This window comes from Nitrospira sp., assembly GCA_037045225.1.
In the GTDB taxonomy this organism is placed as follows: Bacteria; Nitrospirota; Nitrospiria; order Nitrospirales; family Nitrospiraceae; genus Nitrospira_A.
Genome location: JBAOHZ010000009.1, coordinates 1,082,417 through 1,107,216 on the forward strand (window position 1 = coordinate 1,082,417; position 24,800 = coordinate 1,107,216).

Here is a 24,800-nt window from a genome sequence, read left to right on the forward strand (position 1 = left end):
CTATGCCCAACACCTCCTTCCTGTAGTTCTTCTTCATTTTCTCTATTTTCCAGTTACTTAGATCCACTCTCGACTCAACCATGACCAGCGCTGCCTAGCCCCGGTTCCGTTTTCCGTCATCTTCTGACAAGTTTTGCCCTCTCACTAACTCGACACATCGTTGGGTTGCGCACCATTCAATCCCTGCTTCACATCGTTCACAAACCAGCCGTCATGGGTGGCATCTCCATCGAGATCCGCAGCGGCTGTTGCGGTAAACCCTGACGACGAGGTCAACGCGGTTCCGACTATTCCCGTGAAGATGATGGTTCCCGCTGCAGGCGATTCCGTCTGAATCGTGTCGCAACTACTGGACGGCCCGCAGAGATTGCCGCCATTCGGCCCAAGACCTGCTCCAAGCCCTAATCCGGTACGATAGGTGTAGCGGTTCGTCCCAGCCCCAGCGATCGCAAATCCAATATCCGTGAAGTTTCCATATTCTTTTCGTTCCGTGAAGAACGAGGCCTCGGCCACGAAGATACCCGCCAAATTCGACCGTGCCTCAGCCTGCATTGCCTGCGCCCGATATCGAAGAAAATTCGGTATGGCAAAGGCAGCAAGAATTCCCATAATCACCACCACGACCATCACTTCGATCAGCGTGAACCCTCGCTCCTTCGTTTCAATCACCATACGGTGCGATCACAGATCTTGAGAAATCCCATTCAGATGCCCCCTGTCGCACACGCGCTACAGTCAGGCCTTCCATAAGCAGGCCTTGTGCCAAGAACCCGCCACTTGGCAGCCATACTTATAAGTACTTGTCAAAACTGACATTTATTGCGCAATTTTTCAAGGGAGCCCGATCAGCGCCAATTCGTGGACCTGAATCCTTAGGGGAAAAGTGCCAAAAATTGACTGAATCGAACAGGCACAGCTCTCACCTGTAGGATCGGTGAGAAGCTGAAGGTGCCTATTATTCGTAAGTAGGTTGAAAATCGGCAGGAAAAACCGGAGCTGGAACGGGCATCCCGTCGACGGCACCGGACTAGGTCATGACCATCTATGGAAGTGAAGCAGCGCGGGAGTACTATGGAGCGGGAGTCGCGGACTCCCCCTTACGATCTGAGACGCGTCGAAGCGCTTGTCGGATGCGGTCTTCCTTGTCGGGATCACCCAGACCGAGTTCACGAAATCGCTGCATCAACTTGTCATTCGAGGGATCCAGTTCGAGGGAATGCAGGAGGGCCTCTCGCCCATCTGAGAGATGTTGCTGCTTTAAGTAAATTTCACCGAGATGCTCATAAATTACGGGATCGTCGCCGACCAGTGCGACCGCTCGCTTCATCTCCGTCAGCGCTTCAGATAGCAGGCCCTTCTTGAAAAACGCCCAGGCCAGACTATCGACATAATACCCGTTGGTCGGTCGAAGTGCGACGGCCTGCTTCGTCAGCGCGATGGCCTCTTCAATCTTCACGCCACGTTCTGCATAGCTATAACCTAAGTAGTTCATGGCATCGGCGTGGTGAGGATCCAAGGCGAGTGTCATCTGCATCGACTTCACCACGTCGTCGAATCGATCCAACTTGTCATAAGCGGTGCCGGCGTTGAAATGCAGGTCCGCATTGTCCGGATTGTGGCGGATTCCCTCCAGAAACGCCTTGAGCGAAGGCTCATACTGCTCGACTTGAAAATGCGCAAGGCCAAGAACGATATGGGCCTCAGGCTGCTTGGGATTCAATCGGCCGGCTTCGCGAAGATGCTGAATGGCCTCTGTGTATTGCTTGGTCCGATATTGCAACACACCCAAGTGAAGATGTCCCTCAAAGTACGAAGGCTCCAGGCTGAGATTGTAGCGGTACGCCTCCATGGCATTGACGTAATCCTTGCTCTCCTCATACAAGTAACCGAGATAGTCGCGGACCTTGAGTTCCGTCGGACGCACCGTGAGAATCTGCGTCAGCTGCTGAATCGCCTTGGGATAGTTCTTCTGCTCCCCATAGACAAGCCCCATCCGAAGTTGTGCATCAAGATCAGACGGATCCTCGGCCAACATCTCCTGCAACTCCCTCAAGGCTTCGTCGTACTGCTTCGCCGACACTTGCAGGCGAATAAGATGGTGCCGAATCTCCCGATTTTTCGGGTTCACACTCTGCAAGTAGCGGCGATAGATCTCGATCGCCTTATCTCGGTCCTGTTTGGCTTCATAGACAGATCCAAGCGCCACGTACGCCGGCTCAAACGCCGGATTTAACGTCACCGCCTGCTCGAAGTGAGTGGTCGCTTTGTCAAAATCCCTGGCCTCAACTCCGATACGACCCAGATAGTAATACCCAACTGCCGAGTCCGGGCTGATCTTGATCCCGGCGCGAATCGTGTCTTCGGCTTCGGCATATTGTTTCTGATTGGCCTGTAACAGCCCCTTGGCAAAGAAATGCTCGCTGCGCTGCGGCTCCTGCTCAATCGCACGATTGAACAACCTCAACGCCTTGTCGGGCTTTCCAGCAGCCGCATACATGCCGCCGATTTGCCCCAACATCTGCGCATCCAACCCCGGCACATCAGCCACGTCATCCGCAAAGCGCACTGCCGACGGCACATCACCCGCGGTGAAGTAGAGGACGGCCAAACGGGCCTTGAGATAATTCGACGTGGGATCCGTTTGCAACGCGAGCTGGTATTCCTTGATCGCCGACTCCGTCTCCTGTGCCAGCTCAGCCTGATACCCGAGGAGAAAGTGATAGGAGGCGCGAGAATCGGAGGAGGAGGGCGTGGCACGAGGAACCACCGGCGCAACTGCGGGAACCGGCGGTGGAATAGACCGAGCAGGCGGCGCGCTCTGACACGCGGCAGTGAGACACGACACGGCTGCCAACAGGAGCACTACGGTTCTGATGCTAGCGCACTCTCTGGAGAGAGGTGGCTGCCGATACTCTTCACACAATCGTTGCACAATCATCCGCTCAATCTGCAGGGGGACGGTTCGAGGGCCCGTGGATGAGGGGAATTATACCGGCCCGAGAAAGAACGCGTCAAACGACCTCACGCGTCTCAAGATTCTCGAACTTGGCGAACCGGTCGTGGAAGAATAGTTCCCGCTTCCCGATCGGCCCGTTGCGATGCTTGCTGACCAAAATATCGGCGATACCTTTTCGCTCGGTGCCCGGCTCGTACACCTCTTCACGATAGATAAACATCACCACATCGGCGTCCTGCTCGATGGCACCGCTCTCACGCAGGTCGGCCAGCATGGGAACCGGCGGCTTTCTGGCTTCCACCGCACGGCTCAACTGAGACAGGGCAATGACCGGGACGTTCAGCTCCTTGGCCAGACTTTTTAAGGAACGCGAGATATCCGAAATTTCCTGCTGTCGTGACTCGGAATCACTCTTCCCCTGCATGAGCTGCAGGTAGTCGACAATCAACAGATCGAGCCCACGCTCGGCCTTGAGCCGTCTGGCCTTTCCACGCATCTGCTGCACCGTCACCGCACCGGAATCATCGATAAAGATCGGCGCCTGCTCCAGCTTGCCGGCCGCCTCCGCCAACCGCCACCAATCTTCCTTTTGCAGCCGGCCGGTCCGGAGTGCGTGCGAATCGACACGGGCCTCGGAACTCAGCATGCGGAGCACGAGCTGCGGTTTCGACATTTCGAGGCTGAAAATACCGACGACGGTCTTGGCATGCAGCGCAGCATGCTGCGCCATCCCCAGGGCCAGACTGGTCTTGCCCATGCTCGGACGGCCGGCAATGACAATCAAGTCCGACGGCTGCAATCCGGCCGTAAGGTCATCCAGATCGATATAACCCGTCGGCACGCCCGTGACACGTTCCTTCCGCTTAGACAGCTTGTCGACGACATCGAGACTCTCTTTGATGATCTGATTGACCGGCGTGAAGGAACGATCCAGCTTTCCCTGGGCAAGACTGAACACGGAACGTTCGGCGAAATCCAACAATTCATCGACCGCCACTGTTCCGTCATAGCCGCGGGTCACCACCTCCGTCGAAGTTTGAATGAGCCCTCGCAGCAACGCCTTATCGCGCACGATCTTGCTGTGATAGCGGATATTCGCCGCTGTCGGCACCACTTGTACCAATTCGGCTAGATAGGCGGATCCCCCGACCGCTTCGAGTTCGGAGCGCCCCTTCAAACATTCCGTGAGGGTAATCTGATCGATGACTTCGCCGCGATCGGACAACTCCAACATGGCCTGGTAAATCTTGCGATGCGCGGTCCGGTAGAATTCTTCATCCGTCAGGACCTCCATGACCTTCGCCATCGCCGTATTGTCGAGCAAAATTGCGCCCAACACCGATTGTTCGGCTTCGACATTTTGCGGCGGCAATTTGGGGGCAGTGAGATCAACCGAGGAGAGCGACTTCATGCCCGGCTCCTGCGCCGTCGCGACTCCGCCGCCACGCGTTTGGAGCGGGGAACTTCAGAGGAGGATGCATGAGACAGCGTGGAGGCGCCGGACGCGTCGAGGGCTCGAAACAGGCGATCAACGTCAAGGCCAAACCCGGTGGAGGCCGCGGTGCGCCCGAACCGGCCCATCAGATGGTCGTATCGGCCCCCGCCTCCCAACTCCGCACCGATACCCGGGGCAAAGACGTCAAAAACAATCCCATCATAATATTCAAACCCGCGGAACTCGCCCAGATCGATCAATACGGACTGCTGCCCGGGCGACACCAAGCGCTCATACACCTGCGCGAGGCGCTCGAGCGGTCTCAGGAGCGTCCGATCACGGCCCACCAACTTTCGTCCCCGCGCAAGGACTTCTGGGCCGCCGCACAATTCCAGCGCTTCGAGGATGACACGCCCCGCCGACCGAGATACACCGTCCCGCGTCAACAATTCTTCGAGCAACGGCATGTCTTTCCGTGCAGCCGCATGCTCCACACGTTTTTGGCCCTCCTGCGATAAGCCGGATTTGGCCAGTAAGGCCGTAAAAAATCCGACATGGCCGACCGCAACCTTAAACGCAGACAGTCCTACTCGCGCCAAACATTCCAACAGGAGCGTCAGCACCTCAGCATCGCCGGCAACCCCGTCCACACCGATAAGCTCGGCTCCGACTTGAAAAATTTCACGGTCACGACCGGCATGCTCGCGTTCATACCGAAACACGGATGTGCGATAGCAGAGCCGCAGCGGAAGCCGCTCGCCCATCATGCCCATGGCTACGGTTCTGGCAATCTGAGCCGTCGCATCGGGACGGAGCAGCATCAATCGACCCGTGGTCCGATCGACCAGTTGATAACACTTTTCGAGGAGCTCCGATTCTAGACCAGGCGCAAGGACGTCTAGGTACTCGAACATCGGCAGGATGATTTCTTCGTAGCCCCCCCGCGCAAGCACGGCGAGCAGCGTCTGCTCGAGATGTCGGATACGTCGAGCGGCGTCAGGAAGGATGGTACTCATTCCAACCGGAATGAGTGACCGTTCCCGACCTGCCATCAGAGGCGAGGAAGCAGAAGTGGCCTTCAACGAAAGAGCGCCCATGGTCGACTGCCGGGCAATCTACAACCCTTTCGACAGGTCTGCGACCTTCACGGAAAGGATATGCTTGCTGTTCGTAATCTGATCGAGGACCGGCTTAGGAAGCGGCGCGTCAAGCCCGAAAATCTGCAACGCTTTGCCGCCGCGCTCCTCCCGTGAACATTGCATCCGCGCAATATTGATGTTGTGATCGCCAAGGATATGCCCCAACGTGCCGATCACCCCAGGACGATCCTCGTTCTGGATCAGCAGAAGATGGTTGTCGGGCACCACTTCCACCTTGAATTGATCGATCTCAATGATACGCGGATCTTTGCGGTGGTAGAGGGTCCCGGCAACTTGATGAGACTTCTTCCCGGCCTCCACCCGCACACGGATCACACTGGTAAAGTCTCCGGCATCGCTGATTTTCACTTCTTTGACTTCAATGCCACGTTCCTTGGCGACGACCGGCGCGTTCACATAGTTGACCGGATCTTCGAGGATGGGGGTCAGGAGGCCCTTCAGCACCGCAATCGTCAACGGTGCCACATTCAAGCCCGCGACTTCTCCGCTGTACTCGACGGTCAACCGTTCCAGGCCACCTTCCAATAGTTGCGCTTGCAACAGACCGACACGCTCCCCAAGCGACAGATAGGGCTGAAGTTTCGGCAACAACTCCGGCGAGACCGAGGGAATGTTGACCGCACCACGCGCGATCCCTTTGGTAAAATACTCCACGATCTGCTCAGCAATACCGATGGCCACATTTTCCTGCGCTTCCGTGGTGGAGGCGCCGATGTGCGGCGAGCAGATAAAATTATCCAACGCCAACAGCGGATTGTCCGGCTTCACCGGCTCATCCTCGAACACATCGAATGCCGCTGCGGCAACCTTCTTCGACTTGAGCGCCTCGCACAAATCCCCTTCGTGGACGATCCCGCCACGCGCACAGTTGGCAATCATCACGCCGGTTTTCATCTTGGCGATGGCTTGGGCATTGATCAGCGCTTTGGTTTCAGGGGTCAGCGGCGTGTGCACGGAAATGACATCGGCTCGGCGGAACAGCTCGTCCAACTCGACGATGGTCACGCCCATTTTTTCCGCGCGTTCCGGCGCGAGATAGGGATCATAGGCCATCACCTGCATCCCGACTCCCTGGGCAAGCTTGGTCAGATACCCGCCGATTTGACCGACACCAACGATGCCAAGCACCTTGTTATACAACTCCACGCCCATGAACTTTTCTTTTTCCCACTTCCCTGCCTTCGTCGAGGCGGTGGCTTGCGGGATGCGACGCGACATTGAAAAAATCATGGCCATCGTATGCTCGGCCGTCGTCACGGTGTTGCCGCCCGGCGTATTCATGACCACGATGCCACGACGGGTGGCAGCGGGGGTATCGACATTGTCCAAGCCGGAACCGGCTCGTCCGACGACCTTCAGCTGACTGGCTGCCGCGATGACTTCGGCGGTGACTTTCGTCCCGGAGCGGACGATCAGTCCGTCCGCATCCTTGATTTCCTTCAGCAGCTCCTCTTTCGGCAGTTTGGTTTTCACCACCACCGTAAAGCCGGCCTTCTCCAATACCTCAACACCCTGCTTCGAGAGACTATCGCTGACCAAAATTTTCATTGTCGTGACGCCTTACCTGACGGTGAGTCTAGGACTTGCCCATAATAATTTCCTGAGCCTTCGCCACCCCGCTACCGAGTTTTATGGGATAGCCCAGCCCCTTGATGACCATCTCCACCGCCGCCAGGGCCGTGATGACGTCAAAACTATCGATATAGCCCATGTGCGAAATACGGAAGATTTTACCCTTCAGGTGGTCTTGGCCGCCTGCCGCCGTCATCCCGTACTGGGTTCGTAAATTCTTGTAGATCGCCTGGCCGTCCACGCCTTCCGGCGCCGAAATAGCGGTTAGCGCATCGCTCGGACGCTCTTGAGGGAAGATCGAAAGCCCAGCGGCCTTCACACCTTCCCGCATCGCCGTCGCCAACATCGCATGACGGGCGAAGACGGCCTCCAACCCCTCGGCCTTCAGAATGTTCATCACTTCTTTCAGCCCCAGAATGAGGGACACGGCCGGCGTATAGGCGGTCGTGCTCTTCTGCTGGTTTTCGCGTTCGCGCTTAAAATTGAAATAGAAGGCGGCATTCTTCGCCTTGTCAGCCAATCGCCACGCCTTCTCACTCACGCTGGCAAAGGCGAGCCCCGGCGGCAACATCAAGGCCTTCTGCGAGCCGGTAATGACCACATCGAGCCCCCAAGCGTCGGTCTTGAGGTCGAGTACGCCCAACGCCGTGATGGCATCCACCACCAAAATAGTTTCTTCGTACCCCTTCACGATATCGGCGAGCGCTTTGACGTCGTGGGCGACTGCCGTGGAGGTTTCGCTTGCCTGGACATACACGGCCTTGATCGACGGATCCTTCTTCAACGCATCGGCGACAGCCTGGGGATCGACTGCGCGCCCCCATTCAACTTTCAACTCAGTCACTTGCGCGCCGAATGCCTTACACAGCTTCGTCCATCGCTCACCGAATTTGCCGCCGTTGATTGTGAGCGCCTTATCTCCTGGTGACAAGAAATTCGAAACCGATCCCTCCATGCCTCCGGTGCCGGACGCCGCGAGAATCAAGACATCATTCCTGGTTTGAAACAACCACTTCAGATCCTCACGAACCTCGGCGAAGATTTTATCGAATTCAGGCGCCCGGTGATGAATCATCGGTCTGGCCATCGCCAGTAACACCTCCGGAGGAACGGGGGTGGGGCCGGGAGCTAGCAGATACCGTTTGAGCATGGGGCGATCCTCCTCAACTGTGCAGAACGAACAATGTCAGGGATTTAGAAGGGGCGTACGCTACCATAGCCCCCCTGAGGTGTCAAGGTAAGGAACCGTGAAGATACTCATCTTTTCAGCCACTTCACTCCGTCACACAAGATTCTTCGCAGGAATGAAGCGCGACTTTTGCGACATCATTTCGAACCACCCTCTTGCCAATAACTCAACTCCCTCAATTTCTTGACAAGTTGTGACCTCATCGATAGGCTACCCTTCGAGAGTCGGTTGTCTCACATTCCCTGAACAGTCTAGTAGGTACACTTATGCATGCACGTTTCCTGGGCACTGGTGTCCGTGCGCTGCCGCTGCTTTCTTTCTGCCTAGTCTCTCTGTCGTGGCTGGCCTTGGCAGGAGCGGAGTCACCAACTCTACCTCCAGTTGACGCACCTGCGACCGCAGAAGCGAACCCTGAAGGCGCCCCCTCCCCGGTCCAGGAACCGGAATACTCGTTGGACGAAGAAGAAGACCGTACCTCCGCAGAACTCGACGCGACTGAACCTCCAGCCCCCATTGCCAGCGATCCGTCAACGGAAGTCCCGCCGGCCGAGGCGCTCCTTCAGCTCAAGCCCCTCACTGGCGAAACCGTTCGATTTACTGATCTCCTGACCCCACCGGCAGAGGTGATCCAAGAAGCTGCCGCGGTACAGGGGCCAGAATCGGAAGAGGCCACGGCCTACAACGTGCCGATTGTGCTCGACCCCGCCGTTCAAGGCCATATTCGTTTCTTTAATGTCTCGATCCGTAATCGATTTGAGCAGTGGCTCATCCGCCTCAGCCACTATCGCCCGCTCGTTGATAGCATCTTCTCCGAATTCGAGCTCCCGAGCGATCTCATCTATCTCTCTCTCGTGGAAAGCGGATTCAATCCCCACGCCTATTCACGCGCCCGGGCAGCCGGTCCGTGGCAATTCATGAAGGGGACCGCCAAAGTCTATGGGCTGCGCGTGGACAGCTATGTAGACGAACGACGAGACCCGGTCAAATCGACCGTCGCAGCAGCGCGTTACCTGCGGGATCTCTATGACCTCTTTGGGACTTGGCCCCTCGCCATGGCGGCCTACAACGCCGGAGAAGGCAAAGTGATGCGAGCGCTCCATACGGCGCAAGCAGAAAGTTTTTCAGATATTGCGAAAACACGACTGATCCGGCGAGAAACGAAAGAATACGTCCCCCGATTCATGGCCGCGACCATCATCGCTAAGAACCCGGATCGTTATGGTTTTCCGCAAAACGACGTCCGCCCTCATCAGTTTGAAGAAGTCGTGGTGAAGCGTCCCATCCACTTCAAAGCGATTGCCAATGTCACAGGAATTTCGTACCAGGAACTCAAGATCCTAAACCCGGAATTACGGCGCGATGCCACACCGCCGGACGATCCTGAATATCATCTGAAAGTTCCAGTCGGTACCAGAGAGAAGGTCGAACAATTGCTGGATCGCGCTCCGACACACAAATTTGCGCCCCTGCCACTGCCAGTGAAGGTCCGACAGGTGAAAGGCACGCCTGACTCCGGTCATTGGTATCGCGTGCGCGTGGGCGACTCCCTCGAGAAAATTGCCAAGCGATTCAATATCTCCGTGAAGACACTCAAATCGAACAATAATCTGACGAGCCAGACCATCAAGGCAGGAAGCCGCCTGGTCATCGCCAACTAGTGCGACCACCTCCAGCGGATTACCCCGAGGAACGCGTTAGGGCTTTTTCTTGGAGGACGATGCGGGGGACTTGCTCGAGGACTTGGCTGGCGCTTCGGGTTGGGGGGCCGGCGCGGTGACGGACGGAGCAGGTGTCGCAGTGGCCGCCGGACTCTCCGGAGACTTCTTCACTTCCAACACTTTCACTCTGACAGCCGCTTCACTGGTGAAGGGCGAGTTGGGGTAATTCTTCATCAGGTCCTGATAGTGCGCCAGGGCGCCCTCAGGACGAGACTGCGATTCTTCCAATTTTGCCAATTCAAAGAGTACGTGGTCTTTATTCAGGGCGCCGGGGATCTCGAGAATGCCGGTAAACGCCTTCACCGCCTGATCACGATCGCCCTTCGCCAAATAGGCGTAGGCCAGCCGCTGCTGAACAAGCCCCAAGAGCGAGATATTGGAGCCATGAAGCAACATGAATCGTTTGTAGGTTTCAATCCCCGCGTCAACCTCATTCGCCAGCACCTGCGCATTCCCTAAATGAAATAGGGCCAGCGGAGCAACGGGGCTCCGTGGGTATTGATCTACAACCTGCTTGTAGAGATTGATGGCTTGCGAAAGCTGTTCGTGCGATTTTTTCGGATCGTCAGCTGGCCGGTTCAGATAGTGGAGCGTCGCTTCCTGATCGAGTTCGCGAGCCTTTAGCGTCGCCTGGTAGTCGTACCACACGACGCCAGCGACCACCGCCGCAGCAACGAGCAAGACTCCCAGTCCAACCAGAACCGCCCGCCGCTGTTCCTGCAAGGTGAGCAGAAACCGCTCCACTCCGGTCAACAGGTGAGCTTCATCGAGTGGATCGACCTTTGCGGGAACCTTAATTCGATAACTCATGCTCTCTCGATCAGTCCATAGACACGGTAAAAGAAGCGGTCGTTTCCGAAGGCCTCGCGCCTTATACTAGGGAGCAGTCAGCCTTGTCAAATATTCGAGGCTCTCACGGCACAGGACGCCATGTTCAAGGAGCATCTTCAACAATTACAGGACCAGCATCTGCTGCGCCGACTCCGCACCATCGCCTCGGCCACGGGACCGACAGTTACGCTCGACGGACAGACCGTCATCCTGCTTTCCTCCAATAATTACCTGGGGCTCGCCACGCACCCGGCTGTCGTCGAAGCGGCCGTCGAAGCAACGCGTCACTACGGAGCGGGATCCGGGGCATCACGTCTCGTCTGCGGCAGCCTGACACCCCATGAGGAACTCGAAACAGCACTCGCCCGGTTTAAAGGCACGGAAGCCGCACTCACCTTCGCAGCCGGATATCTGGTCAATATCAGCGCCATTCCGGCATTGATCGGAAAAGACGGACTCATCCTGGCCGATCGCCTCTGCCATGCAAGCCTGATCGATGGCTGCCGCTTGAGCGGGGCCACATTTCGCATCTACCACCATCGGGACATGAATCATTTGGAACAATTGCTCGCCCGTAGGACTTCCAGCAACCCCACTCTCATCGTGACCGACGGTATCTTCAGTATGGACGGAGACATCGCACCCTTGAGAGATATGGCCCTGTTGGCGGAACGATTTGGCGCAGCCGTCTATGTCGACGATGCACACGGCACTGGCATCCTCGGAGAAACAGGACGAGGCACCCTTGAACATTGCCATGTCGAATCGCGCGTGCCCTATCACATGGGCACCTTAAGTAAAGCCATCGGAAGCGCCGGAGGGTACCTGACCGGATCAACCGAGCTCATTGCGTATCTCGTAAATACCTGCCGCGCCTTCACCTATACGACTGCCCCCACGCCGGGTTCCGCGGCAGCCGCCACAGCGGCACTCCGCATCATCAGGCAGGAGCCCGAACGGCGCGCCCGATTATGGCGGAATCGCGACCGCCTCGCACAAGGACTCAGTGACCTCGGCTTCCGGCTCGCCTCATCGGAGAGCCCCATCCTCCCAATCATCGTCGGCAATCCCGATCGCGCGATGCACTTTGCCCGCACATTGCTCACTCTGGGAGTCTACGCCCCCGCAATTCGTCCACCGACGGTGCCGGCGTCCACGAGTCGGATTCGTCTTACGATCACCGCCGACCACACCGATGAGCATATCGACCACGCGCTTGCAGCACTGACCGAGGTGGGTCGCTCACTCAACATGATGTAAGCACCAACTTCTCTCCGCAGATACGCATCCGGCAGCCTCGTCTCTTCTGGGTATTTTCTTGCTTTCTTACACCCCTATGGCATGATCGAATCAACCTGACGAGCCATGATCATCCACTCATAGCGACGCTCGTTCATCCATACATTTTCTCACTGCATGGAGTGATCTGATGATTGATATCTCCAAATTGTTGACCTTTGGCGTCCAACAGGGCGCCTCGGACTGCCACATCAGCGCCGGTGAACCACCGATGATCCGCCTGCATGGCGATCTCAAGAAACTCGACCATCCCCCACTGACTCAGGATGAAACCCACGCGCTCATCTATGACATGATGAGCGACGCGCAACGGAAAAATTTCGAAGAACACCGGGAATGTGACTTCTCATTCGACCTGGGTGACATTGCCCGATTCCGCGTCAACGTCTTTGTGCAAGGACGTGGATTGGGGGCCGTCTTCCGGACCATTCCGACAGAGATCCTTCCCCTGGAAAAACTCGGCATGCCGCCGATCCTTCGACAACTGTGCGACCGAGAGAAAGGCCTGATCCTGGTGACCGGTCCGACCGGCTCCGGAAAATCCACCACGCTTGCAGGCATGATCGACTATCTCAACAACACCTTTGAAGGCCACATCCTCACCATCGAAGATCCGGTGGAGTTTGTGCACAAATCCAAAAAATGCCTGGTCAACCAGCGAGAACTGGGCGTGCACACACTGTCGTTCGCGAATGCCCTCCGCGCCGCGCTTCGCGAAGACCCGGATATCATTCTCGTCGGCGAAATGCGCGACCTAGATACGATTCAGCTGGCTCTGACCGCGGCCGAAACCGGGCACTTGGTCTTTGCAACCCTGCACACGTCCAGCGCACCGAAGACCATCGACCGGATCATCGACGCCTTCCCTCCGAATCAACAGGCTCAGGTCCGCGCGCAGCTCTCAGAAACGCTGGAGGCAGTCCTGACCCAGACGCTCCTCAAGAAAAAGAGCGGCGGACGGATTGCCGCGGTGGAGATCATGGTCGGCACCACGGCGGTGCGGAACCTCATCCGCGAAGGCAAACTCCATCAAATACCCGGCATCATGCAGGCCAGCCAAAAAGACGGCATGCAGACCATGGATATGGCCCTGTTCGACCTCGCCACACGTGGCATGGTGACAAAAGCCGAGGCACAGTCGCGCAGCATGAATGCCAATCTCTTTAGCGCCGCAGCAGGAGGTGCCGCGTAAGCAGCACCGTCCGCGCAGTCGTCTCGGGCTTCACTCAGGATTACAGAGAGGCATTTCATGGATGTTCGCACCCTTCTCGAAGTGATGGTCAAACAGGAATCGTCAGACCTGTATCTCACCGTCGATGCACCCCCCATCTATCGCATCCATGGCTCGACCCATCGGACCGATGCTCCCCCATTCACGAACGAGCAGCTCGAAACGCTGGCGTTGGCCCTCATGCGTGGACAGCAACGCGGTGAGTTCGAAGAGAAGATGGAGATGAACCTCGCCCTTTATTACAAGGAACTCGGCCGTTTCCGCGTGAACATCTTCCGGCAAAAGGGCAATGTCGGACTGGTGTTTCGTCACATCAAAGCGGAAATCATGACCGTTGAGCAACTGGACCTGCCGCCCATCGTCAAGGACATCGCCATGACCAAGCGCGGGCTGGTCCTGGTCGTCGGTGCCACCGGCTCAGGCAAATCAACATCCCTGGCCGCAATGATCGACCACCGGAATACCGTACACGCCGGGCACATTATCAGCGTGGAAGACCCGATCGAGTTCGTCCACCACCACAAGAAATCGATTGTCACCCAACGCGAGGTCGGCTTTGACACGCATTCCTTCGGCAACGCACTCAAGAATACCTTGCGCCAGGCCCCGGATGTCATTCTCATCGGAGAAATTCGTGACACGGAAACCATGGAAGCGGCCATCACCTTCGCCGAAACCGGTCACCTGTGCCTCGGCACCTTGCACTCGAACAACGCCAACCAATCCATCGAACGCATCATGAACTTCTTCCCGGTAGAACGGCACGCGCAGATCTATCTGCAGCTCTCGCTGAACCTCCGGGCCATCATCTCTCAGCGCTTAATCCCCTCCCTCGACGGCCGCCGCGTACCTGCGCTCGAAATCATGCTGGATACACCGCGCATCAAGGACCTCATCAAACGTTCGGAGATCGATACGTTGAAAGAGGCGATGGAACAGGGCATCGACGAGGGCTGCCAGACATTCGACCACGTGCTGTTGCAACTCTATAAAGCTGGAAGAATCAGCATCGAACAAGCGTTGATCAACGCCGACAGCGCCAACAACCTGCGCCTAAAAATTAAACTGGCGGGGTTGAAAGGCGACGACGCAGTGGCTGCGCTCCTGGACAAGAACGACCGGAATGAAAAAGGATTCCAGATTCAAGGACAAATGGGCCAGGGCGGCAACAAGAAACGCTGAGGAAACGAAGGCGCGCGATGCCTGAGGTCTGCCGGGGCTCCGACGCACCACGGCGCCACACACTTGATCGGCATTTCCGTCTAGGGAAGCCCGGCTGGCGACTCGTCTGCAGCCTGCTCAAGATACGACGCGATCTTCGCCAAGGCACCCGCACTTAACTTCCGTCCGTACCACGTCGGCATAGTATTCGCCGGAAACCCTGGCACGACATAGGTCTCCGGGGATACCACGGACTCCACAACGTACTCCCGAACCGTCTGCGCCTGCCCCTTATACTGCGGATCGGACAGGCGACTCGCCCCGGTCTTCCCCAGCCACAGTGGTGGACCAACCTGCCCCTTCGCACCGGCAATGCCTGGGATCTGATGACAGACCGGGCAACCAGCACGGACAAAGATCTCCTGAATCGGTTCATCTCCCGTCACCAACGGCACCATGTTCGGATCTATACTCTGAGCAGATGGGGAAGAACCTGGAGAAGACGAGAGATTCCGAACCCCCGCCAGGGCAACCAAGCACACACACGCAGCAGCCAACGCGGCTAACGCCTTGTGCCTTCGGTTCGACGGCAAAGACGAGGACGTGGCACCCGAATCACGCATAGACAAGCGATGGGAACCTTACAGACGCATCCCTCTAGGACTCACCTGTGGCACTATGGCGCAACCGCCATCGCACAGCGAAATCCAACCGTTCGATCTTGAAAATCCGGCTCAGCCGACACACGCGCGGAGACACGTAACGTCATCGGCAGATCGGACCACGACCCACCACGAATCACCCGTTTCTCGCCACTGGACGGGCCTGCGGGCGTTTTATCAGGACTTTTCGAATAGTAGTCACGATCATACCAGTCGGCCACCCATTCAGCGGCGTTCCCCGCCATGTGATGAAGGCCGTACGGACTGCGGCCGCCCTCTTTCAATCCATGGCGGACACTCATCCCCTCCACGCCACCGGCCACACCGACCAACGTAACGGCTTCGCTCACCCATATCCCGCGATTGTAGTTCGCAATATCAACAAAGGGCTGCATGTGTCCCCATGGGTAGCGCCGCCCATCGGTCCCGCGCGCCGCTTTTTCCCATTCGGCCTCCGTCGGGAGCCGTTTCCCCGCCCAAGTACAGTAGGCCACCGCATCACCCCAGCCCATCCCGACCGCCGGACGATCGCCGACCGTTTCTGCCGCTTCATCGTCCCAGGTTGGAGGCGCATCACGTTTCGCCTCCAGGAGAAACTTTCGATAGAGCTGCAGCGACACTTCATATCGATCGATGATATACGCATCGAGGGTCACCGTATGTTCAGGACGCTCTGCCGGTAACCCGTCATTACTCCCCATCGTGAACGCCCCGGCCGGAATCAACATCATCGGCGCACCATCTTTTCCTGTGATCGACTGCGCCCCTCCTGCCAGACCATTCGCTCCCGCCTGCGGCTCGGCCGCTCGAATCGAGCCAATTCCAAACACCAGGATGGCGGACAACACAACGGTGATATCGAGCAGACGCATACGCACCTCCCACCAGAAAAACACCTACCGGTAACCCGGCGCGACTCCTCGCAAAGTGTAGCCGCCCCTCTGGCCAAACTCAACTGCACGCCAAGGAGGCACACGGGCCCGGAGCGCTTTCCGGCTGGTGGAAGCAATCGCTGCCTATTTTTAATCAGGAAATACGCCAAGGAATGATGGGGGGAGATGGGTGCAGAAACAGTACCGGCAGGCATGCGAACCATGCCCGCCGGACAAGAGGCGAAGTCAGACGCTAGTCACAGTTGATCATTTCAGCTCTGCAACCCGACGATCCTGCTCTTTCACACTCCGAACCACAGCAAGGTCCGATCGATCCATTAGGTTATGGAGCACTTCCTCCTTTAACTGAACCATCAATGCTTGGTGATGTGGTGAGTCCGGAGCCTTATCCTGCAACAGATTCAACCACCCCGTCGTCGCAACCTCATAACGGCTATTCGGCATGGTCGTGCGTAATTCCTGAAACACCGTAATGGCATCGGCACGATTCTCAAAAAGGGCCACCAACCCACGCATGTAGTAAGCCTCCTCACAGGCCGACCCTTTGTGGCAACTCTTGATGCGGGCATCTTGCGTGTGAGCAATCGCTTGAAGTGACTTCAACTCAATGCCTTCGACGGAGAAGAACGCACTGCTGGGCAAGGTGGTGGAAGAGCCGGCCTTCATGGTGGTACAGCCTTGGATGGCACTGGCCAATACCATCGACAGGAAGAGAAACAGAACCGTTCGTTGTGACATCATTGACCTCCTCACAAGCGCGGTCAGAATGGCGCGCGGTATGGACTCAGATTGTTTGCCTTGCGGTGATGTTGTGACTGTACCACCCAAACCAGTCCCGGCCATCCCACGGAGGCTGTACCTCTTCGGTACTGGGGAGCGCAAACCCGCGCAGCACCCCGCCCATTGAGCGTTTTTCCTGACTAGAGCGTGTGGAAAGTGAGGAGATAGAGAGGATTATGCTCCGGCCTTGCCGAGAAGAAGGAGCAAGTGACGTGGTCAGGAAGAACATCACCCCGCCAGTTAGGCGGGGCGACGGCTCTGCAGCCTAGTGCCAGTTGGCAGCGAGGACGGTCTGGACCTCCTGCGGTCGCTGATCGATGGCCTGGTCCCACGTCAGCCCTGTCTGTTGAGTGAAGGTCGCCATGGCCTGAATCAATTGATCGACTTGCGTATTCAGCAACGTTTGTCCATTACCCGCCTGAATCATTTCTGTCTGATTCGTCGCACCTCCGTACCAGCTCTGAATCGTCACCTGGTCCGTGCTGCCGTGGATCGCAAGTCGCAGGTCATTGGCCTGTCGGCTGAGCACCAGATCCAGTGGATTGATTGTGGCTCCGAAGAGCACGCTGTCTGCTGTGCCCGCGTTGTCGATCACTGTGTCCTGGCCGCCGCCTCGACTATACAAGTAGGTGTCGTTGCCCCCTAAGCCGGTCAAGACATTGCCCGCAGTGTTGCCTGCCAGAGTATTATCCATGGCATTGCCGGTCCCGTTGATCACCGCGCTGCCCGTCAACGTCAGATTTTCGAGATTGGCGCCCAACGTCCACATGATCGAACTCTGGACGGTGTCCGTCCCCGCGCTGGCGTTTTCAACCACCGAATCGCCCGTCCCGACGACGTAGGTATCGTTACCCGCCCCACCAGTCAAGACGTTTGCGCCACTGTTGCCGATCAAAACGTTGTCCAGTGTATTGCCCGTCCCATTGATAGCGCCAGTGCCGGTGAGTGTCAGACTCTCGAGATTGGCACCGAGAATATACGTGAGGGAACTTTGCACCGTATCGAGGCCTGCATTCGCATTCTCCGTCACCGTATCCCCGGCATTATCCACAATGTAGGTGTCGTCGCCGGCCCCGCCGGACATCGCGTCGGCTCCCGTCCCCCCACTCAGCACGTTCGCGCCACTATTGCCGACGAGAATATTGTTCAGCGTATTACCGGTCCCATTGATCGCTGCCGTGCCCGTGAGCGTTAGATTCTCGATGTTGGCTCCAAGCGTGAAGGTGACGGCACTCTGTACCCTGTCCGTACCGGCGCTCGCAGCTTCGGTCACCGTGTCCCCGAGGTTATCCACCACATAGATATCGTTGCCAGTCCCTCCGGCCAGCGCATCGGCACCCGCGCCTCCATCCAGAATGTTGTTGCCGGTATTGCCGGTGAGACTGTTATTCAGTGCATTCCCGGTGCCGCTGATCGCCAAGGTGCCCGTCAACGTGAGGTTTTCAACCTCGCTTCCCAGGACATATGTGATAGAACTCTGCACCAGGTCAGTTCCCCCGCCTGCAGTTTCTGTCACCACGTCTCCAGCATCGTCCACGACATAGGTGTCATTCCCCGCCCCACCGGCCATCGTATCGGCGCCAGTCCCGCCAGTGAGCACATTCGCGCCGCTGTTGCCAGTCAGGACGTTGTTCAAGCTATTGCCCGTTCCATTGATGGCCGCTATCCCTGTAAGCGTCAGGTTTTCGACATTTACCGCAAGCGTATGGGTCACAGAACTCTGGACGGTATCAATCCCGGCATTCAGGGCTTCGACAACGGTGTCGCCCGCCCCAGCTATATAGGTGTCGTTCCCGGCACCACCTGTCAGTCGGTTCGCAGCACTATTCCCAATCAGAATATTGCTCAACCCATTCCCTGTTCCGTTGATCGCCGAGGTCCCGGCCAGCGTGAGATTCTCCACATTGGCAGCCAGCGTATAGGTCACCGTGCTCTGAACCGTGTCGGTACCTTCATTGGCCAATTCAGTAATCTTGTCACTGATGTTGTCCACTACATACGTGTCGTTGCCTTGACCTCCGATCAGCGTATCTGCCCCCGCCCCTCCATTGAGCGTGTTTGAAGCGCTGTTCCCCGTCAGGCTATTGGCGAGAGTGTTCCCCGTCCCGTCCACAGCTGCGGTTCCCGTCAATACCAGATTCTCCACGTTGGCGCCCAAGGTCCAACCCATGTCGGTCTTGATGGTATCAGTTCCGGCACTCACCGCTTCCACAACCGTGTCCCCTACCCCGACGACGTAAGTGTCGTTCCCAGTACCGCCCGTGAGGACGTTGGCCGCGCCATTGCCGGTCAAGATATTATTGAGGGAATTTCCAGTGCCATTAATAACCGCACTGCCGCTAAGAATCAGATTCTCAACGTTCGCGCCCAGCGTATAGGTGACACTGCTCCGAACAGTATCCGTTCCTTGGCCTACCAGTTCCGTCACTCCATCCCCGATATCATCGACCAGGTAGAGGTCGTTTCCATATCCACCGACCATGCCGTCGACACCAGTCCCTCCGTCCAACGTGTCATTTCCTGTACCGCCATCCAGCTGGTCAGCCCCAACGCCCCCAAGAAGCGTGTCATTACCGGCTCCACCGTCAAGACTGTCATCCCCTCCCAATCCCGACAGAGTATCGTTCGTGACATTCCCGAAGAGATAGTCATTGCCTTCCGTACCCACCAGATTTACACCTTCGACGCGAGCCAGCATCGCGTTGTAATCCCAGGTAGTCCCATCAGCGAATTGGATCCGATCCACACGAAGCGAGTCGAACAAGAAAAATCCGCCGAGAGTTAGTTCATCCGAAGTATTGTTGATCCTAAGAATCACGTCGCTGCCGAAATCAGGCGTCGCCTGTAACATGATATCGCCCGGGCTAACTCCCTCCGCAAGTTGAAGCGTATCTACATCTGTGGCATCGCCTTGCTCATCAATAACATCTTGCCCGTATCCCCGGCCGAACACATAGATGTCATCACCGACATACCCCTCCAGAAAATCGTTTCCTGTACCTCCATCGAGACGATCGTTACCTAGTGAAGCTCGAATTTGATCGTTGCCGCCTAACCCTCGAATGGTGTCATCCCCCAAGGTTCCGTAGAACGTGTCGTCACCCTCGCTGCCGACGAACGCCCGTACGCGTCCCTCGATATCACTCAGACTCCAAACCGTTCCATCGGCGAAGACAAAGTGGTCAACTTTGTTGTCCGGCGATACAAAGTAGGACCCGACAGTCAATTGATCGGTGGCTCCATTGATCTTTACGACCAGATCGTTAGCATGATTCTCAAGCACGAGATCAGCGGGTGCGACACCCGCCAGGAACTGCACTTGGTCGAGACCCGTATGGGCATACATCTGCATGCCCATACGTACGATGTCTTGCCCATACCCACGGCCAAACACAAATGTATTGTCACCTACCCCGACAAGAACGTCGTTTCCCTCCCGCCCATCGAGCAGGTTGGGGCCAGACAGTTGATTGTCTAGAACATTCCCTACCACATCCACTCGCTGCGTCGGGTCTAAATAAAAATCGTCTAGGATCTGAACGTTCTCAACATGGTCAGGAGCGTGAAAGGCGAGCGAAGCAGTTAGCGCCAGCTGGATGGTGTCGATACCTGAATTCGCATCCTCTGACACGGTGGGAAGCTCGGAGAGGAGGCGATAGATATCATCGCCAGTCCCGCCGAATAGCTGATCGCCGGCGTCACTCGACTCTAACAGGTCGTCCCCGGCGCCGCCATACAACACATTCACGCCACCGCCCCCATACAAACGATCATTCCCGGCGCCACCATCCACCAGATCGTCACCGGCCTCCCCCTCCAACACATCAGCTCCCTCGCCGCCGATCAAGACGTCGTTTCCATCGCCCCCGTGAAACCAATCAGCGGCCTGACTGCCTTGCATATGGTCGGCAAAGGGAGTGCCGAGTAATGTTCCCCCATTCAGCGGCGCGGACAGGTGAAATCCTCGCGCGAGTAGTTGGGCATCCGTCAATACAGTGCCATCCGCAAACTCGAACCGGCCGATGGTGTAAAACTCCGCCGGTGAATCGAGCCCGAAACCGACGATCTGAACAGCATCGCCACTGTTGCCCACGCGCACCACAAGCGAATCCCCAGCTGCGACGTCCAGACTAAGGGATGCCGCTGTAATACCGGCGCCAAAAACCAATCGGTTACTCTGCCTCGCATCATCCTGGATTGAGTCGACGCCATCCCCCAGATTAAAGCGATAGGTATCAAGTCCGTCCCCACCGATCAGGAGATCATTCCCGGCACCGCCATGGAGATCATCATCTCCGCCCACGCCCTGAAGTACATCATTGCCGTCACCGCCGTCGAGTATGTCGTTTCCCGCCTGATTCACAAAGAGCGGCGAGTCTCCAAAGAGGGAATCATCACCGGCATCCCCGAACAAGGCATCATCTCCCACATCACCGACTAACTGATCAGCGCCGTCGCCACCGAACAATTGATCCTGCCCCGCGCCGCCCCACAATTGGTCATCACCTTCGTCGCCAGTCAGCGTGTCATTACCCCCAAGGAGATTCAGGACAGTAGGGTCATTGCCATCACCATACAGAAAGTCGTTCCCAGCGCCGCCAATCACCACATCATCACCCTCTCGGCCCTGCACGTCATCGATCCCGTCTCCGCCCTCAAGCTGGTCATTGCCGAGTCCACCGACGACAAGATCGTCGCCTTCCTCTCCAGCGAGGAGGTCATCACCATCCTGACCAAACAAGCCATCGTGACCTCGTCCTCCAAAGAGCGTATCGCGGCCCTCCGCACCGACCAGGAGATCATCGCCTTCGTCCCCGAAAAGACTGTCATCATCTTCCTGGCCATAGAGACTATCGTCACCGGTCCCGCCCCAAAGAGAGTCTGCGCCAACACCCCCTTGAAGTTCGTCGTTGTCGGCTCCGCCATCGAGAAAGTCATCCCCCCCGAATCCACCGAGCCGATCTATACCAATGCCGCCATAGAGAATATCGTCGCCCCCTCCACCCTGGAGCTCGTCAGTTCCGGCACCGCCATCGAGAATATCGGCTGATCCAGGATCGTCTGAAAAATCACCGATTAGGAGATCGTCGCCATCCCCACCGGAAAGCAAATCGGCTCCCGCTCCACCGAACAGCCGGTCATGGCCGGCGCCGCCCTCAAGCCAATCGTTTCCAGGAAGAGTCTGTGCAAAGTCCGATTCGCCGTGGAGAGTATCGTCCCCTTCTCCACCGATCAGTACATCATCGCCGCCATCGCCGACTATGAAATCGTTTCCTGCACCGCCGTCCAGATAGTCGTCCGCTCCCACAGTCGATACGAACGCATGCATGGGAAAATTGTTCCACGTCAGATTTCCGTCATATATTTTTGCGATCCAACCCTCCGGCCGATTTTCTCCCCTGAGAACATCATCGCCCGCGCCACCAAGCAGCACGTCAACACCCAGCGCTCCCAATAACACGTCCTGACCGGCGCCGCCGTCGATGTAATGTGCCCCGTCGCCGATACGGGTCCATACGTAATTCGCGATCTCCGTATCCGTCACAGCAATGTCATTATCATCGCCCCCGAAAAAAAGATCTCCATCGGATAGGTCGGCATAGTCATTCCCGCTGCCTCCGACAAGATAATCATTCCCTCCGGCACCGAATAAGATGTCGTCACCAGCCCCACCATCACGAAGATCAGAGAATGAATCATGAAATGACGGCACCTGGGAGAGCAGAACGTCGTTTCCTTCGTTGCCATACATGGCGTACGAATACGGGTTGGTAGCAACGAGAATCTCATCCCCACCATCTCCCACCAGCACATCACCAAAGGGCCCCACTGGAGCGCCTGCATCAGACGGAAGATGGGAAACATCTCGCAGCTGAATCCCCATCTGCCCGCTTTGAAAGTTCTCGTTCACGATGAGGACGCCGTTCACAATGAGGTCGGTATTGGCCATCACATAGGTGGTTCGGCCATCAAGGCTGGTGTAGGTATTGGCGCCATCACCAACGCGACGAATGCCTCCTTGCAACAAGCGGTCATCAAAAATAATTTCCCCTTTCGCATCACTATCTTCGATCCGGTCTGTTCCATCGCCTGACTGATAGATATACGTATCAAATCCAACCCCGCCTTCGAGGATGTCGTCGCCTCTCCGTCCTGCCAGTCTATTGTTAGCACTATTACCTATTATCGTGTTGTCGAGCTCATTACCGATGCCAGCGATGTTGTCGGATCCTGTAAGAATCAACCGTTCCACATTGGCACTCAGCGTAAAATCCACCAAAGCCTGCACCTCGTCAGTTCCCCCCGCCTCAAACTCGACGACTCTGTCGCCTGGGTTATCGACAATATAGATATCGTCTCCGGTGCCGCCACTCATACGATCCGCGCCACGACCTCCGTCGAGAAAATCGCTGCCTTGTTGCCCTAGTAAAATATCATTATCAGCTTCGCCGAATAGCCTGTCGTTGTCCCCACCACCCTCAAGATAGTCTTGACCTCCAGCCCCACGAATCGTGTCTTCTCCAGCCCCACCATATATATGGTCGCTTCCTCTCCTCCCGAGATATTCTCGACCCTCAGCATCCCCGAAGATTACCGCTTCGGACGCCGCAGCCCCACGTTGGTTATTGAAGAAGCTCGCCTCATCGATAAACAATATCTGACTGGCAGGAACCCCATCCGCCTGATTGAACCGCAATTTCTCGGCCAATAATTCCGCTCGGTCGCTAAGTGCCAGCTGAGTCCACACACCCGCACCAGTATTGGCATCGTAGAGGTCGAGCGAATGGTCCTGATTGTGGAGGGTCTCATAGTCGATGCCAGTCACGACGAATGGATTGAGTTCGCGTAAGGCGTAGCGGTAGGACAGTCCATCGAGGGTCAGGCTCTTCGCCTGACTAAACACGGTACTGCTCGGCGCACCAACCAGACTGTTGATTTGATAAATATTGATGGCGACGAGGTCGTTGCGGAGATCGATGAGGTTGGAATAATAGGCCTCACGGTTGGGATCACCTAATCCAGATGGCCCTGAAGGAGTCGGCGTCCGATCTCCCGTAAACAGGACACGGAGGGCATCAAGACTCGCCTCTAAACGACGGCCAGCTGTTGATGACGAGGCCTCAAGAAATTTGGTAACTGTGGCAAGCTCGATCGTCGGATCAATGGTCGCAGCGAGATCGTAAAATACAAGGGCATCAGTAGCGGTGACTATTTGATGGTCATGAAAAGAAGTGTTGAAACCTGTCGCCTCGATAAAGATGTTCACCGGCGTACCAATTTGTGTGCCTAGCCCAGCAGCGACTGATAGTCCGTTCTTGCTGATGATGTTGGTGATGAGGCCGGAAGTGACTGCGCTTGCTGCAACGCCCAACCGTTCCAGCACCTCAATGGCCACACCACCTATGCCTGGCGCGTTGTATGTGTAGGTGTGGTGAACATTGGTAGCATAATCAACCGTAAAGGCTTGGGCTAAGAATCCGCCAAGCGAATGGCCTGTGACGGTAAGAGTTTCATTGGAGCGGAGTATCCCCTGTTCAATTAGCTGCGAGTAGTACTGCTGGAGCGCTATATACTGAGGACTTAACGTCGCAGCTTCTCCGGCCGCTAGCAGACCATCCGTGATGAGATCGCTGATCTCATTTGTATTTGTTCCGCGAATCGCCAAGACTTTCTCGGTAGTCCCATTCTTCTGAAATAGGGTCACCGACAACCCTGTCGAAGGATCGGTAAAGGTGTCAGCAGCGATGGTGTATGTGGCGATAAATTGATCCGCCAGGGAGCTCGTAAATCCATGATCCTTTAATTGCTGTTTAAATATATTAGGGCTGGTGTTCATGGATAAAGTTAAGTCTGCATAGGCAGCCATCGATAGTTGGGCGTTTTGAAAATACACACCAATGGGATCGGACATC

The 24,800-nt window shown here is 56.6% G+C and carries 15 protein-coding genes; 4 read left to right on the top strand and 11 right to left on the bottom strand.

Annotated elements, in window-relative coordinates; genetic code table 11:
• Positions 1-144 precede the first annotated feature (144 nt).
• The 6 genes from V9G17_05795 to V9G17_05820 all read right to left on the bottom strand — a co-directional run bounded on the left by V9G17_05795 (position 145) and on the right by V9G17_05820 (position 8,273).
• Entirely contained in the window at positions 145-672 is a 528-nt protein-coding gene (locus V9G17_05795; protein ID MEI2752097.1) for a type II secretion system protein, read from the bottom strand.
• 397 nt (positions 673-1,069) lie between these two features.
• Complete coding sequence (locus V9G17_05800; protein ID MEI2752098.1) at positions 1,070-2,767, bottom strand: tetratricopeptide repeat protein; 1,698 nt, start codon at positions 2,765-2,767, stop codon at positions 1,070-1,072.
• 244 nt (positions 2,768-3,011) lie between these two features.
• Positions 3,012-4,367 carry a replicative DNA helicase gene (dnaB, locus tag V9G17_05805; protein MEI2752099.1) on the bottom strand — a complete coding sequence of 452 codons (1,356 nt, stop codon included), beginning with the start codon at positions 4,365-4,367 and terminating at the stop codon, positions 3,012-3,014.
• Positions 4,364-5,407 (bottom strand): ATP phosphoribosyltransferase regulatory subunit, encoded by a 1,044-nt coding sequence (gene hisZ / locus V9G17_05810; GenBank protein ID MEI2752100.1) that lies wholly within the window; start codon positions 5,405-5,407, stop codon positions 4,364-4,366. Before hisZ ends, dnaB begins: the two co-directional genes overlap by 4 nt.
• Before the next feature lie 99 nt (positions 5,408-5,506).
• A complete protein-coding gene (serA, locus tag V9G17_05815; protein ID MEI2752101.1) occupies positions 5,507-7,099 on the bottom strand; it encodes a phosphoglycerate dehydrogenase in 1,593 nt (530 codons plus the stop codon).
• A 28-nt stretch (positions 7,100-7,127) separates the two neighbouring features.
• On the bottom strand, positions 7,128-8,273 hold the full coding sequence (locus V9G17_05820) for an alanine--glyoxylate aminotransferase family protein (GenBank protein MEI2752102.1): 1,146 nt from the start codon (positions 8,271-8,273) through the stop codon (positions 7,128-7,130).
• Positions 8,274-8,578: 305 nt separating this feature from the next.
• On the opposite strand from V9G17_05820, the gene V9G17_05825 reads away from it, so the two are divergent.
• Positions 8,579-9,970, top strand: a complete 1,392-nt coding sequence (locus V9G17_05825) for a transglycosylase SLT domain-containing protein (GenBank protein MEI2752103.1) — start codon at positions 8,579-8,581, stop codon at positions 9,968-9,970.
• Between the two features lie 36 nt (positions 9,971-10,006).
• On the opposite strand, the gene V9G17_05830 is transcribed toward V9G17_05825, so the two are convergent.
• Positions 10,007-10,840, bottom strand: coding sequence for a tetratricopeptide repeat protein (locus tag V9G17_05830; GenBank protein ID MEI2752104.1), 834 nt, complete (start codon positions 10,838-10,840; stop codon positions 10,007-10,009).
• 120 nt (positions 10,841-10,960) lie between these two features.
• Here V9G17_05830 and bioF point away from each other — a divergent pair, with 120 nt between their 5' ends.
• The 3 genes from bioF (at position 10,961) to V9G17_05845 (ending at position 14,573) form a co-directional block, all read left to right on the top strand.
• The gene (gene bioF, locus V9G17_05835; protein MEI2752105.1) at positions 10,961-12,121 is read left to right on the top strand and encodes an 8-amino-7-oxononanoate synthase; all 1,161 of its coding nucleotides are present in this window, start codon (positions 10,961-10,963) and stop codon (positions 12,119-12,121) included.
• 169 nt (positions 12,122-12,290) lie between these two features.
• Entirely contained in the window at positions 12,291-13,352 is a 1,062-nt protein-coding gene (locus tag V9G17_05840; protein MEI2752106.1) for a type IV pilus twitching motility protein PilT, read from the top strand.
• Positions 13,353-13,391: 39 nt separating this feature from the next.
• Positions 13,392-14,573: a PilT/PilU family type 4a pilus ATPase gene (locus V9G17_05845; protein MEI2752107.1), complete on the top strand. Its 1,182-nt coding sequence runs from the start codon at positions 13,392-13,394 to the stop codon at positions 14,571-14,573.
• 80 nt (positions 14,574-14,653) lie between these two features.
• On the opposite strand, the gene V9G17_05850 is transcribed toward V9G17_05845, so the two are convergent.
• From V9G17_05850 to V9G17_05865, 4 genes are all read right to left on the bottom strand, one after another.
• Entirely contained in the window at positions 14,654-15,010 is a 357-nt protein-coding gene (locus V9G17_05850; GenBank protein MEI2752108.1) for a hypothetical protein, read from the bottom strand.
• Positions 15,011-15,228: 218 nt separating this feature from the next.
• Complete coding sequence (locus V9G17_05855) at positions 15,229-16,086, bottom strand: SUMF1/EgtB/PvdO family nonheme iron enzyme (GenBank protein ID MEI2752109.1); 858 nt, start codon at positions 16,084-16,086, stop codon at positions 15,229-15,231.
• A gap of 267 nt (positions 16,087-16,353) precedes the next feature.
• Entirely contained in the window at positions 16,354-16,848 is a 495-nt protein-coding gene (locus V9G17_05860; GenBank protein ID MEI2752110.1) for a hypothetical protein, read from the bottom strand.
• A 304-nt stretch (positions 16,849-17,152) separates the two neighbouring features.
• Complete coding sequence (locus V9G17_05865) at positions 17,153-24,799, bottom strand: calcium-binding protein (GenBank protein ID MEI2752111.1); 7,647 nt, start codon at positions 24,797-24,799, stop codon at positions 17,153-17,155.
• Position 24,800: the final 1 nt, after the last annotated feature.

What these genes read in the sequence shown, in the direction of transcription:
- V9G17_05795 (MEI2752097.1), bottom strand. Translation starts at nt 672, where the DNA reads ATGGTGATTGAAACGAAGGAGCGAGGGTTCACGCTGATCGAAGTGATG.
- dnaB (MEI2752099.1), bottom strand. Translation starts at nt 4,367, where the DNA reads ATGAAGTCGCTCTCCTCGGTTGATCTCACTGCCCCCAAATTGCCGCCG.
- hisZ (MEI2752100.1), bottom strand. Translation starts at nt 5,407, where the DNA reads ATGAGTACCATCCTTCCTGACGCCGCTCGACGTATCCGACATCTCGAG.
- serA (MEI2752101.1), bottom strand. Translation starts at nt 7,099, where the DNA reads ATGAAAATTTTGGTCAGCGATAGTCTCTCGAAGCAGGGTGTTGAGGTA.
- V9G17_05820 (MEI2752102.1), bottom strand. Translation starts at nt 8,273, where the DNA reads ATGCTCAAACGGTATCTGCTAGCTCCCGGCCCCACCCCCGTTCCTCCG.
- V9G17_05825 (MEI2752103.1), top strand. Translation starts at nt 8,579, where the DNA reads ATGCATGCACGTTTCCTGGGCACTGGTGTCCGTGCGCTGCCGCTGCTT.
- V9G17_05830 (MEI2752104.1), bottom strand. Translation starts at nt 10,840, where the DNA reads ATGAGTTATCGAATTAAGGTTCCCGCAAAGGTCGATCCACTCGATGAA.
- bioF (MEI2752105.1), top strand. Translation starts at nt 10,961, where the DNA reads ATGTTCAAGGAGCATCTTCAACAATTACAGGACCAGCATCTGCTGCGC.
- V9G17_05840 (MEI2752106.1), top strand. Translation starts at nt 12,291, where the DNA reads ATGATTGATATCTCCAAATTGTTGACCTTTGGCGTCCAACAGGGCGCC.
- V9G17_05850 (MEI2752108.1), bottom strand. Translation starts at nt 15,010, where the DNA reads ATGGTGCCGTTGGTGACGGGAGATGAACCGATTCAGGAGATCTTTGTC.
- V9G17_05855 (MEI2752109.1), bottom strand. Translation starts at nt 16,086, where the DNA reads ATGCGTCTGCTCGATATCACCGTTGTGTTGTCCGCCATCCTGGTGTTT.
- V9G17_05860 (MEI2752110.1), bottom strand. Translation starts at nt 16,848, where the DNA reads ATGATGTCACAACGAACGGTTCTGTTTCTCTTCCTGTCGATGGTATTG.
- V9G17_05865 (MEI2752111.1), bottom strand. Translation starts at nt 24,799, where the DNA reads ATGTCCGATCCCATTGGTGTGTATTTTCAAAACGCCCAACTATCGATG.